Below are 12,673 nucleotides of genomic sequence, written 5' to 3'. Positions count from 1 at the left end.
ATGTCTGTAAGGGAAACTGGGGACAAACTGTCATGCATGCGCAGGGTGGCGCTACAGCCCTTGTACCAGAGGGTTCTTGCCGGTTCAGGGGAGCATATTGCTACAGGTGCGGCCTCCCACGCTCAGGAAAAAACCACAGAAACCTTGTCCCCAAATGCAAGGACAGACGTGCCCGCTTCTGGATGCTTCCATTCCCTTGCTTGAGGAATGAGGGGGATTTTCATGCATATCAAGAGAAGGGCCTGGCGGTGAGGATCTGGCGCTTTCTGCGGGGCCTTAACTACCGCAAGATCATTTTGAGAGTGATCTTCATCGATCTGCTGGTTTCGCTGGCGGGTTATGCCCTCTATAAAGGTGCGACTCAAAGCGACACCCCGAATTATCTGACTGCCTCGGCAGAGATCACCAGCATTGAACATGCGGTGCTGGCAGACGGGGTGCTTCACGGGCAGCAGCAAGTGGATGTGGGCGCGCAGGTTTCCGGCCAGTTGCAAACCCTGAAAGTCGCACCGGGCGACAATGTCCATAAGGATCAGTTGCTGGCCCAGATCGATCCTCTGCCTGCGCGCAATGCGTTGCGTCAGGCAATCGTCAACAGTGAAAGGCTCACTGCGGACAGAGATGCAGCGGCTCATCAGTTGAAGCTCGCGCGCCTGACCTATCAGCGCTATGAGGAACTGGGGGCTGATGCGGCGGTATCTCGTGAGGATTTCGACAAGGCAAAGTATGACTATGAAGAGTTGAGCGCGACACTGGCTTCGCTTGAGGCCCAGGTACGCACTGCCCGGATCAAGATAGAAACTGCCCGCATAAACCTGGGCTATACGCGCATTCTTGCCCCTATGGATGGCAAGATCCTGGCGATTGTCACTCAGGAAGGCCAGACAGTCATTGCCGAACAATTGGCACCCGTGATCCTGAAAATGGCCCAGCTCGACACGATGACGATCAAAGCCCGGGTTTCCGAGGCGGATGTGGTCAAGATCAAGGTCGGCATGCCGGTCTACTTCACGATACTCGGGGACCGTGACAAGCGTTACAACGCCACATTACGCGGCATCGAACCAGCCTCTACCAGCTTCGCCAGCCAGTCCGGTGGAGCAGGGCGGTCAGATTCGGCGGTTTTCTACAATGCCCTGTTCGATGTGCCCAACCCGGACGGGCGCTTGAGAATCAACATGACGGCACAGGTGCGAGTGGTGCTTGAAGTGGGAGAGGGCGTGCTGACGATTCCGGTTGCTGCGTTGGGGGAACAGAATCCCGACGGCACTTTTCCTGTCAGTATCCTCGAAGAAAAAGACCAGGTCAGAGCGGAAAACATACGCACTGGCATCAATAACAAGGTCCGGGTTCAGGTGCTTTCCGGCCTGAAAGCCGGGGACAAGGTGGTGATTGGAGGAGAGGTGGCAAAATAAGCACGCGACTCTCTGGGATCACATTCAAAATATTTAGATACGAAACGCGGTGAACTAAAACTCCTGCAGAACGATCCTCTTTTCTGCGCAGTCCGCGCGCGTGCCTGACAGACCAGTGCTTTCGTACTGAGCATCCGCCAGGTGCGCCACACGATAAGGAGCCGCCGTGACCGTTACCGCTAACCCCGTCTACCGAAGCACGCCAAGCCCGCTGCATGCGATCTTGCTTGCCGGAACCGTTCCGCTGTTTCTCGGTGCCTTGCTGAGCGACATTGCCTACTTCAAGACCTTCCAGATCCAATGGAGCAACTTCGCCTCCTGGCTGATTGCCGGAGGGCTTGTTTTCTGCGGGCTGGCGCTGTTGTTCGCGCTCGCCAACCTGATCCGGGCGCAGCAGAAGGCAGGACGCCCGGTGCTGTACTTCCTGCTACTGCTGGTCACTTGGGTGCTGGGGCTCGTCAATGCCTTCGAGCATGCGAAAGATGCATGGGCCGTCATGCCCTCTGGACTGATTCTCTCAGTCATCGTGACCCTGCTGGCCTTCGTGGCGACCTGGACCGGACTGACCAGTCTGCGGTCGGGAGGTGCGCAATGAGACACCTGAACGCATTGTCTGTCTTGAGCGTCGCGTTACTGTTGAGCGCATGTGGTGGCGAAGCGGACAGTACCCAGTCGCTCGGCCCCGATCCCAAGCTGCCGGAACCGCAGCGCGGCCTGTTGCCCAGCATGAAAATTGCCGAGCCGGTGGCGTGGGGTGATCAAAAGCCAACGGTGCCTCAGGGTTACAGCATCACGGCGATCGCGACTGATCTGAGAATTCCGCGCCAGACCCTGGTCCTGCCCAATGGTGACATCCTCGTCGCAGAAGGGCGTGGTGGTGGTGCTGCGAAGCTCAAGCCCAAGGACGTGATTGCAAGTGTCATCAAGGCCGAGGGCAATACCAAAGTCAAAGGCGGCAACCGTCTGACATTGCTGCGCGATGCCGACGGCGATGGCACCTATGAATTGAAAACGGTATTCGCCGAAAACCTCAACGCGCCGTACGGCCTGGCCTTTGCCGATGGCAAGCTGTATGTAGCAAACCAGGATGCGCTGGTGCGTTTCGATTATGCAGAAGGCCAGACCAAGGCCAACGGCTCGCCCACCAAGGTCACCGACCTGCCTTCCGAGATCAACCACCACTGGACCAAGGCGTTGACCATCAGCCCCGATGGCCGCTTCCTGTATGTCGGCATCGGTTCAAACAGCAATGTTACCGAGCGCGGGATGGAAGCGGAGGTTGACCGTGCCATGGTGTGGCAGATCGACGCCCAGACGGGAGCCCACAAACCGTATGCAACCGGCTTGCGCAACCCGACGGCATTGACGATTCAGCCCGGGACCGGTCAGTTGTGGACGGTGGTCAATGAGCGCGACGAACTGGGACCCGATCTGGTACCGGACTACCTGACCTCAGTGCGCGAAGGCGGGTTTTATGGCTGGCCCTACAGCTATTGGGGTCAGAACGTGGACTCACGCGCACAGCCGCAGAACCCTGAAAAGGTTGCCGCTGCGATCAAGCCGGATTACAGCCTGGGGTCACACGTCGCCGCACTCGGCGTCGATTTCTCGATACCGGCCATGGGCGACAAATATGCAGACGGGGTATTTGTCGGTGAGCATGGCAGTTGGAACCGGGATAATCCGGTGGGTTACAAAGTGATCTTCGTACCGTTCAGTAACGGCCGTCCTGCAGGTGAGCCGCTTGATTTCGCTACGGGCTTCCGTGGTACCGACGGGAAAACCCGTGGCAGGCCTGTGGGTGTCACTGTCGACCCACGTGGCGCACTGATCATCGCGGACGACCTTGCGAATACGGTTTGGAGGGTGACTCGTAACAGGTAAGCCTGGAGTGGCGCGCCGGGCATAGGTACTGCCCGGCGTGTCGATATTCAGGTTTTTTGTGGGGGGCTGACGCGCTGTGTCAGGTACTCTGCAAAGGGCGCAGGATCCGTCGAGCAAAGCAGGTGTGCCACAGACCTGACCTCGGACTCGGGCCAGTTCCACCAGGCGGACTCTGTAAGCAAGCGCCGCATGCCCTCGTCAAAACGCCAGCGAATATGCTTTGCCGGATTGCCACCGACAATCGAATATGGCGCAACGTCTCGGGTAACCAGTGAGCCAGCCGCTACAACAGCACCATCGCCGATGGTCACGCCTGACAAGATCTTGGTGTGCGAGCAGATCCAGCAATCATTGCCGATCACCACATCACCGTTGCTGCCGCCAAAATCCTCTATGTGAGCGACTTCCTCGATCATCGCCGGGAACGGATAACAGCTGAGCCAGTCGCTGCGATGATGGCCACCCAGGTAAACCTCGACATTCATTGCAATGGAGGTGTAGGCGCCCACACGCAACGTTGTGCCTTCGCTCCAGTCGTGGACTCGCAGGTCGCCGTAGGTGCCCAGGCCAAAGCTGAATTGCGGATAGCGATTACGCAATTTCTGTGTAACCCGTTCGAGCCTGGACAAATTGCGCAGGGCTTTGCGTTCCCGGTGCTCGCGCCATTTGCGCAATAGATTCATGAAGAGAGCCTTTTCGGACTTTTGAAAACGGTCGTCATCCTGAACAAAGGGATGAGATGTGGCAAGTATGAGGGCCTTCATGATCAAGGCCATGACCCTGTTCTCGATCGAATCCGGTCTCAGCGTCAACCTGAAAAGTCATAAGTTAATGACTAAAAACTATTTTTCTTATTCCTAAAGGCAATATATCGTCGATTCACATGAACGATGTTTTTGGAATGAGGGATCAGGAATGCGGCGTCTTACGGCTTTGGCAATGGCTATTGCAATCAGTGGTTCGGCGTGGGCGAAGACGCCTGCGGATACGTTGATTGTGGCTCGTTCAATTGACGATATCGTCAGCCTTGATCCTGCTGAAAGTTTTGAAATTACCGCTACAAATACCCTGACTAATCTGTATCAGCGTCTGCTTGAGCCTGATCGCCAGAACCCGTCCGTACTGGTCCCGGCGTTGGCGGCAAGCTGGACGGCCGCCAGTGACGACAAGAGCCTGGTTTTCAAACTGCGCCCCGGAGCGACTTTCTCTTCGGGTAACGCGGTACGTCCAGAGGACGTCATTTACTCTTTCAAGCGCGTCGTCAAACTGAACAAGACTCCCTCATTCATCCTGGGTGAGCTGGGCTGGAATGCAGAAAACATTGACGGCTTCCTCACCAAGGTTGATGAAAACCACGTAAAAGTCGCCTGGCCCGCAGGTGTAGGCAGCTCGTTTGCCTTGAGTATCCTGTCGGCTACTCCTGTTGGTTTCATTGTCGATGCGACAGAAGTCGAGAAGCATGCGAAGGGCGCCGATCTGGGGAATGGCTGGCTGAAAAATCACTCGGCGGGCACTGGTGCTTATGCGTTGCGTTCCTATACGCCCCATGAAGCAGTGGTTTTGCAGGCCAACCCCCATGCCGCCGTGGCTCCCAAGCTGAAGACGGTCGTGATCAAGAATGTCACTGACCCGGCGACCCGTCGCCTGCTGGTGGTTCAAGGTGATGCCGACCTTGCGTTTGATCTGGGAGCCGACCAGTTCAGCGCTCTGGAAAAGCAGAAGGGGGTGACAGTCCAGCGCTTCCCTTCATCGATGATCTACTACCTGGGCATCAACAGCGGTAACACTCAGGTTCCCGCCCTGAAGAATCCCGCTTTCTGGGAAGCCGCCCGCTGGCTCGTGGACTACCAGAGCATTTCCAATAACCTGCTGAAAGGGCAGTACAGCGTTCACCAGTCGTTCCTGCCGGCAGGCGTGGCGGGTTCATTGAGTGATCAGCCATTCAAGCTGGACGTGGAGAAAGCCAAAAGCATCCTGAAAAATGCCGGCATCGCTGAAGGCACCAAGGTTGAATTGAATGTCTTCAATCAGCCGCCTTACACCGACATTGCCCAGGCGCTGCAATCCAGTTTCGCGAAAGCAGGCATCGACATTGCTGTTCGTCCTCTGGTCGAGAGCGAGCTGTGGGCAAAAATGCGGAGCCGTGATTTCCAGTTGATCTTTACCTATTGGGGCATGGACTACCTTGACCCGAACTCCAACGCCAGTACCTTCACCTACAACGTGGAGAATGGGCCAAAAACGCTGGCATGGCGTACCCAGTGGAATATTCCCCAGCTAAGCCAGGAGACTCGTGCCGCAGCGGCTGAGCGCGACCCACAGAAACGCACCGCCTTGTACGGCCATCTGCAAAAGACCGTGCAGGAAAGTTCGCCCTATGTAGTGGCGCTGCAAGGTCGTAATCAGGTTGCAGTCCATGAAGGCGTCGAGGGTGTTCTGCAGAACATCACGGTTTCTCTGCCGTACTTCGATCAGGTGAGCAAAGCCAAGTGAGGGTAGGGGCCTCGCGAAGGTTTCGAGTGGCAGGAACGGGATTGTTAACCTTGCTGGTCACGCTGCTCGGCCTGCTTTTCTTTACTTTTCTGCTGACCACGTTGTCCCCGGTCGATCCAGCGCTACGGATTGCCGGGGATCGTGCTAGCGAGGCATCGCTGGCTCAGGTACGCACTGACCTGGGACTGGATCAACCCTGGCCGGTACGTTTCGGTAATTACCTCCAGCAACTGGCTCAGGGCGATCTGGGCGTTTCCAATACCTCCAGCAAAACGGTGCTGGAGGATTTGAAGCGTGCCTTGCCCGCGACTCTGGAGTTGGCAACCCTGTCGATTGTGCTGGGGGCGTCCCTTGGTCTGTCACTGGGCCTGCTGGCTGTCTGGCGGCCGGGCGGCTGGATCGACACTCTGGTGAGGCTGTTCTCGCTGATCGGCTACTCGGTGCCGGTATTCTGGCTCGGGCTGCTGATGCTGCTGTTGTTCTATGCAAAATTGCAGTGGGCGGGAGGGCCTGGCCGCCTGGACGACTCGTTTCTTTACACCATTGAACTGCCCAGTGGCTGGATGCTGTGGGACACCTGGCGATCCGGCGAGGAGGGGGCTTTGCGTAATGCTTTCTCACACTTGGTACTGCCGGTGACGGTCTTGGGTTTTTATGCCATGGCGGGGATTTGTCGGCTGACACGCTCTGCGTTACTGGGTGAGATGGGCAAGGAATACGTGATAACCGCTCTGGCCAAAGGTGCAGGCCGTGGTCGAGTGTTGTTTCGTCACGTTCTACCCAATGTCGCAGGCACGTTGGTGATTGTGGTTGCCCTGGCTTATGCCGGTCTGCTCGAGGGCTCCATTCTTACTGAAACCGTCTTTGCCTGGCCGGGCATCGGCCGCTATCTGACGACTGCATTGTTCGCAGGCGATGTGCCGGCGATTCTGGGTAGCACCTTGGTGATCGGCCTTTGTTTCGTGATCGTCAACGGTATCGCCGATGTGTTGGCAGGCATGATCGACCCACGGACGAGGGAGTTGCTATGAGTCTTTCTGTAGCCTTCGATAGCGTGTCGGGGCGACGCTGGTGGCGTCGTTCGCCAGCCTTGACCCTTGGCGGATCGTTGATTGTATTGCTGCTGTTGGTTGCGCTGTTCGCACCCTTGTTAAGCGGCTTTGATCCAAACCACCAAGATATCGAACAGCGGTTATTACCACCGTCAGCCAGTCATTGGCTAGGCACCGACGGCTTTGGCCGGGATCTGTTTACGCGGTTGCTTTACGGCACTCGTCCCACCTTATTGCTGGTGTCACTGGTCTTGTTGTTGACCTTGCCCATCGGTGTACTGGTGGGTGTTACAGCCGGGTTCTACGGCGGCTGGCCAGAGCGAATCCTGATGCGCATGACCGATGTGGTCATGGCTTTTCCGCAACTGGTTCTGGCTTTGGCTTTCGTCGCCATTCTCGGGCCTGGGTTACTCAATGGCGCGCTGGCTTTGTCGCTCACTGCATGGCCAGCTTATGCCCGTCAGGCACGGGCCGAGACCAGTGTCCTGCGCGACAGTGACTATCTGGCTGCGGCTCATCTGCAAGGGATCAAGGGTGCGCGCTTGTTGCTCGGGCATGTATTGCCGCTGTGCCTGCCTTCGGTGATTGTGCGGGTGGCATTGAATCTGGGCGGCATCATTCTGGCGGCTGCCGGGCTCGGTTTTCTCGGGCTGGGTGTCGAGCCACCGACTGCCGAGTGGGGCTCGATGGTTGCCGATGGAAGCCGTGTCATTTTTGATCAGTGGTGGGTTGCGGCTGCACCGGGTATCGCCATTCTACTGACGAGCCTGTCCTTCAACCTGCTGGGCGATGGCCTGCGCGATGTTCTGGATCCCCGTCATGGTACGTGATGAAACCCTTCTGGATGTACGAGGCCTGAGTGTCGGGTTTCCCGGGCCTGATGCCCAGCGGATTGATGTCGTCAAAGGGATCGATTTCACGGTGGGGACTGAAAAGGTTGCCTTGGTGGGTGAGTCTGGCTCGGGTAAGTCACTGACCGCCCGTGCGCTTCTTGGGCTGGTTCCTCGTCCAGGACAGGTGTCTGCCGGGCATCTGCGCCTGGGAGGCAATGATTTGCTGGGCTTGAGCGAAAAACAGTGGCAGACCCTGCGCGGCACGCGGCTCTCACTGGTGTTGCAAGACCCCAAATATTCCCTCAACCCGGTGCTGAAAGTCGGTACCCAAGTGGAGGAAGTACTGGTATTGCACACTCGGCTCGGGCGTCGCGAGCGCCGTGAGAAAGTGCTGGAAATGCTCGACGCGGTGGGCTTGCCAAATCCTGCCGCGCTTTATGACCTTTATCCTCATGAACTGTCCGGAGGCATGGGCCAGAGGGTCATGCTGGCAGCGATGCTGATCAATGATCCTCGTGTGTTGATTGCTGATGAACCGACGTCAGCACTCGACAGTAGCCTGCGCGACCAGATGCTCGATTTGATCATGGGCCTGGTGGAGGAGCGGGGCATGGGCCTGCTGTTGATCAGCCACGATCTGCCTCTGGTTGCCAAATATTGCGATCGCGTGCTGGTCATGTATCGCGGCAACATCGTGGACCGGTGCCGGGCATCAGAGTTGGCGACTGCCAGCCATCCTTATACAAAAACCTTGTGGAACTGCCAGCCTTCGGCGCAGAGCTACGGGCAACCATTGCCCACTCTGGACAGAAGCCTGCTTGAGGAGCGTCAATGAGCGCAGTGGATATCAGTTCGTTGGCGGTGAGTTTCAAGCGGGGGTTGAGCCACTTCAAGGCGCTGGAAGTCGAGCAGATACATATCGAGCCTGGTGAATGTTACGGTTTGATCGGTGGCTCCGGCTCTGGCAAGTCGACCCTGTTGCGGGTCCTTGCGGGATTGCAGCGTGACTGGCAGGGCAACGTTCAATTGTTCGGCCAGTCCCTTGTGGCGCAGCGAGCTTTTACGGGCAAACTGCGCCGTGATGTCCAGATGGTGTTCCAGGACCCGTACGCCTCATTGCACCCCTTGCATCGAATTCGTCGTAGCCTGCGCGAACCACGGCAAATCAACGGATTGCCTTTTGATGAAGCCAGTCTGGTGGCGTCATTGGAGCAGGTCGGGTTACCGGCCGAGGTGCTGGACCGTTATCCGCATCAGCTATCCGGTGGGCAACGCCAACGAATCGCGATTGTGCGTGCCTTGCAACTGCAGCCAAGGTTGCTGTTGCTCGATGAACCCACCTCGGCGCTGGACATGACCGTCCAGGCGGAAATCCTCAATCTGCTTCAAGGCCTGCGACGCGATACCGGGATGACCATGGTTCTGGTCAGTCATGACATGAATACGGTTGCACATCTGTGTGACAGGGCCGTGCTGATCAAGGGCGGAAGCATTGAGCGGCGGCTGGACAGGGAAGGGTTGTCGGGGATTGTTTAAAGCCCCCGTCGCATCGATAACCGAGCCCGGATATTTGACCGAACGGTCATATCTGCTTAGGGTAGCGCGCTTTGTCTTGCTTTGAGATTGCCATGACCAACCGCTCTAAACTGCCGCCTGCCGTCTATCTGCTGGGTTTGACGATCTTCACACTTGTCACCGCAGAGTTCATGGTGGCCGGGATGATGCCGGCGCTGGCAGACTCATTCTCGGTGAGCCTTGCTCAAGTCGGTAACCTTATCGCCTTTTATGCACTGGGCATGGCACTGGGCGGGCCACCGGTCATGGTGCTTCTGATTTCCCGCAACATCGGCAACAAGCATGCGCTCATCGGGCTACTGACCCTGTACGTTGCAGCCGGAGCACTGGCATCTGCTGCGCAAAGCTACGAGACCCTGTTGGTGGCCAGAGTCATCATGGGCGTGGCCAGCGCCGCATGCATCGGGTTATGCATGACAATCTGCGCCGGGCTTGTGCAGCCTGAAGCCAGGGGGCGGGCGGTCTCAGTTGTTCTGGCCGGGCTCATGCTTTCGCCTGTAGCGGGCGTGCCGATGACCAATGTGATTGAGCATGCTTTTGGATGGCGTGTGAGTTCATGGCTGATTGTGGCGTTATCGTTGGTGTGCACATTCCTGGTCGCCACCAGGCTGCCTCATGGCGGTACAGACAAACAACCAGCGTTACGCCAGCAATTGAGCGATCTCAATAATCTCAGCCTTTGGGGCGCTTACCTCACCAGCGGCCTGATCATTGGATCGACCTTCGCGGCGTTCAGTTACATCACGCCGATTCTGATCAAGGAAGTCGGTGTACTTCCCAGCTACATAGCGCCTCTGCTGGCGCTTTATGGTGTGGCCAACCTGGCAGGCAACATGGTCGTCGGACGCATCGCCGATCGCCATACTTTCCCTGCATTGGGCTGGGGGCTTGCTCTGTTGGTCCTGGCATTGAGCGGCTTCGCTCTGGCTGGTGAGCATCAGTGGTTGAATGTGGTGTGCTTCATCACTATCGGTTTAACAGGTGTCGCACTGAACCCGGCCATGGCAGCACGAGTGATGAAAGCCGCCGAACCGGGCGCACTGGTTAATACGCTTCACACATCAGTCATCACCGCGGGCCTCGCTTTGGGTAGCTGGGCGGGCGGAGAAGCTATCAATGCCGGGTATGGCCTGCGTGGGCCATTGTGGGTCGGAGCGGGGCTGGCGTTTTTAGGGTTGATTAGCATGGTGCGGCCGCTGGTAAGTCGATCCATGGCAGCCAGGTCGTGCGCGTGATTGAAAAACCTGTTCCTGCTTGACCGGCAGTACCTGTTTCAGGCTGGTGCCCTCATCCGTTGTCTATATCGGAAAGTTATTGATGAGCTGACCTCATGGCACTATGCGGATTACGCCATCTAATCGTGAACGATCATTATCTGTAATTTGGGTCGCTGCAATGGCATCTTGAGCAGGGCAAGGATGTAGAGCCCGCCATCATCGACGGGGCTCGGCAGATCGTAACCCCTGCCTTTGTTTCCCTGCTCTGCATCTGCATTGCCTTTGTACCGATGTTCTTTCTCGAAGGCGTTTCGCGCTTCCTCTTCGTGCCAATGGCGTTGTCGGTGATCTTTGCCATGGTCTGCTCGTTCATTCTTTCGCGCACCCTGGTGCCGACCATGGCCAAGTACCTGCTTAAACCGCACTCACCTCATACGCATGCCGCTTCACGCTCCAACAATCCTCTGGTGCGATTCCAGCAGGGTTTTGAAGTACGTTTCGAGCGTTTCCGTGATGGGTACCGCAGCCTGCTGCAGCGCGCATTGGCGAGTCGAAAACGGTTCCTGATCGGTTTTGTTGCGGTGACAGGCATGTCCTTTTCGCTGGTGCCGTTTCTCGGCGCCAATTTCTTCCCTTCGGTGGACTCGGGGCAGGTTCTGATGCACGTGCGCCTGCCGGTAGGCACCCGCGTAGAAGAGACCGCATCGCGTTTCGCCGAGATCGAGCGAGCGATCCGTCGGGTAATTCCTTCCGAGAGGCGGTGACGGGATCATTCAGGTGCCAGGTCGCCGAACCAGTAGGACGAAGTGACACCGCCGTCCATGAGGAAGTCGCTGCCGGTGATGAAACCACCGTCCTGTCCCATCAGCAGAGCGGCTACAGCACCCACTTCATCCGGCGTACCGGCCCGGCCAGAGGGGCACAGATCGATCATGCGTCGGTAGCCTTCGCCCCGCGGGCCGGACAGTTCGTCCTTGGCCAGCGGCGTAATGATGATGCCGGGACTGATGGTGTTTACCCGTGCACCACACTTGCCCCAACGAACCGCTTCAGCCATTACCCGTAACGAATTACCTCGTTTGGACAGTTGATAGGCGTTCAGCGGATCCGTTACTTGGTCCGGTTGCAGAAACGGTAACGAAAGCAATTTGTCTGTGGGAGTTAGAGCCAACGCTTTATTTTGCTCAGCTGTCAAAGCGCCCAGCCGATGCCCAGACTGCGATGCAATGACAACAGCCGAGCCTCCAGCAGCAATGACATTGCCGAACTCTTCGAGCACCAGCGCAGTACCGTAGAGATCGACCGCCAGAATGGTTTCAGGCGATGCCTGCGACGGCGACACTCCGGCAGCGTGGATAACGCCGGTTACGTTACCAAGCGCTGTTGCTTTCTCGACCAGTGCATGCACAGATTCACGTGAGGACACGTTGACGGTAGTGATGCTGGTCTCGTAGCCAGCGTTGCTGAGTATTTCGGCCGCCGACAGAGCATTTTCTTCGCGCAGGTCGGCAAGCAGAACGTGTTTTCCCACGCCAACACGTCGCGCAATAGCTTGACCAATCGACCCAGGGCCGATGACAACAATCACGTCAGCATTCACATTTTTCATTAATGGTTTCCTGTCGGTTACAGATGGAAAGCATGTGAGAAAGCGGCGAACCGCAACTCGACGGAAGTGCTTTCTTTTAGTAGATGGCGTCACTGCGAAAGTAACGGGTGATCGAGGCAGTGCATTGAACAATGTAGGGACTTGCTGGTGCCTGAACTAGTAGTGGTTACCTGCATGAACTCATGAGTCTGGTTCATGAGTTGGGGCTGATGTGTTGATTGTTAGGGCTTTGATTTTTGCGTCGGGGAAGCCCCAATGTAATAATCAATAGGTACGCATAATGTGCATTATGTTAAATCAGGTGCTATGTCAGATATGTTCATAAGACACGTAAGTCACTGATTCGACGAATTCGTATTTGACGTCTACTCTCTCAAAGTACGCTGAAGTGAAGCTTCATACGAAATGCTCCCTGCTATCCGTTTTGCCTCCGAATACGCCGTGTCCACCGATTACTTTCATCGCTTGCTTCCTTGGGCCTTTACGAATGCCCTGACTCATCTTGACTTCCGGAACAGTCTTTTCGTACTTGCGGGCTAAGAAATGGCCCTACGAAACCGAGCTAGGGCTCTGATAATCTAATCCCATCTCAAAT

11 protein-coding genes and 1 pseudogene are annotated in these 12,673 nt (G+C 56.8%); 10 read left to right on the top strand and 2 right to left on the bottom strand.

Annotation, left to right across the window (positions count from 1 at the left end; genetic code table 11):
- Positions 1-266 precede the first annotated feature (266 nt).
- From Q6A51_RS24370 to Q6A51_RS24360, 3 genes are all read left to right on the top strand, one after another.
- Complete coding sequence (locus tag Q6A51_RS24370; protein WP_405046182.1) at positions 267-1,415, top strand: efflux RND transporter periplasmic adaptor subunit; 1,149 nt, start codon at positions 267-269, stop codon at positions 1,413-1,415.
- A 166-nt stretch (positions 1,416-1,581) separates the two neighbouring features.
- Positions 1,582-2,010, top strand: a complete 429-nt coding sequence (locus Q6A51_RS24365; protein WP_201017122.1) for a DUF2231 domain-containing protein — start codon at positions 1,582-1,584, stop codon at positions 2,008-2,010.
- Positions 2,007-3,299 (top strand): PQQ-dependent sugar dehydrogenase, encoded by a 1,293-nt coding sequence (locus tag Q6A51_RS24360; protein ID WP_304575923.1) that lies wholly within the window; start codon positions 2,007-2,009, stop codon positions 3,297-3,299. The genes Q6A51_RS24365 and Q6A51_RS24360 overlap by 4 nt, the downstream gene beginning before the upstream one ends.
- Positions 3,300-3,346: 47 nt before the next feature.
- On the opposite strand, the gene Q6A51_RS24355 is transcribed toward Q6A51_RS24360, so the two are convergent.
- Positions 3,347-3,982: a CatB-related O-acetyltransferase gene (locus tag Q6A51_RS24355; RefSeq protein WP_304575922.1), complete on the bottom strand. Its 636-nt coding sequence runs from the start codon at positions 3,980-3,982 to the stop codon at positions 3,347-3,349.
- Positions 3,983-4,214: 232 nt separating this feature from the next.
- Here Q6A51_RS24355 and Q6A51_RS24350 point away from each other — a divergent pair, with 232 nt between their 5' ends.
- The 7 genes and pseudogenes from Q6A51_RS24350 to Q6A51_RS24320 form a co-directional block, all read left to right on the top strand.
- The gene (locus Q6A51_RS24350; RefSeq protein WP_304575921.1) at positions 4,215-5,792 is read left to right on the top strand and encodes an ABC transporter substrate-binding protein; all 1,578 of its coding nucleotides are present in this window, start codon (positions 4,215-4,217) and stop codon (positions 5,790-5,792) included.
- On the top strand, positions 5,789-6,823 hold the full coding sequence (locus tag Q6A51_RS24345) for an ABC transporter permease (RefSeq protein ID WP_304575920.1): 1,035 nt from the start codon (positions 5,789-5,791) through the stop codon (positions 6,821-6,823). The genes Q6A51_RS24350 and Q6A51_RS24345 overlap by 4 nt, the downstream gene beginning before the upstream one ends.
- Positions 6,820-7,674, top strand: coding sequence for an ABC transporter permease (locus tag Q6A51_RS24340; RefSeq protein WP_201017117.1), 855 nt, complete (start codon positions 6,820-6,822; stop codon positions 7,672-7,674). Before Q6A51_RS24345 ends, Q6A51_RS24340 begins: the two co-directional genes overlap by 4 nt.
- On the top strand, positions 7,664-8,512 hold the full coding sequence (locus tag Q6A51_RS24335; protein ID WP_304575919.1) for an ABC transporter ATP-binding protein: 849 nt from the start codon (positions 7,664-7,666) through the stop codon (positions 8,510-8,512). The genes Q6A51_RS24340 and Q6A51_RS24335 overlap by 11 nt, the downstream gene beginning before the upstream one ends.
- The gene (locus tag Q6A51_RS24330; protein WP_304575918.1) at positions 8,509-9,213 is read left to right on the top strand and encodes an ABC transporter ATP-binding protein; all 705 of its coding nucleotides are present in this window, start codon (positions 8,509-8,511) and stop codon (positions 9,211-9,213) included. The genes Q6A51_RS24335 and Q6A51_RS24330 overlap by 4 nt, the downstream gene beginning before the upstream one ends.
- A 92-nt stretch (positions 9,214-9,305) precedes the next feature.
- Entirely contained in the window at positions 9,306-10,487 is a 1,182-nt protein-coding gene (locus Q6A51_RS24325) for an MFS transporter (RefSeq protein WP_304575917.1), read from the top strand.
- Between the two features lie 152 nt (positions 10,488-10,639).
- A pseudogene (locus Q6A51_RS24320) lies at positions 10,640-11,227 on the top strand (efflux RND transporter permease subunit); the annotation flags it as partial.
- An 11-nt stretch (positions 11,228-11,238) separates the two neighbouring features.
- Here the strand turns inward: Q6A51_RS24320 and Q6A51_RS24315 are convergent.
- Positions 11,239-12,078: an SDR family oxidoreductase gene (locus Q6A51_RS24315; RefSeq protein ID WP_304575916.1), complete on the bottom strand. Its 840-nt coding sequence runs from the start codon at positions 12,076-12,078 to the stop codon at positions 11,239-11,241.
- Positions 12,079-12,673: the final 595 nt, after the last annotated feature.

It is taken from the genome of Pseudomonas serbiensis, assembly GCF_030580745.1.
Classification (GTDB): domain Bacteria; phylum Pseudomonadota; class Gammaproteobacteria; order Pseudomonadales; family Pseudomonadaceae; genus Aquipseudomonas; species Aquipseudomonas serbiensis.
The sequence above is the reverse complement of the archived record's forward strand: the minus strand, read 5'-3'. Positions and strand labels throughout refer to the sequence as shown.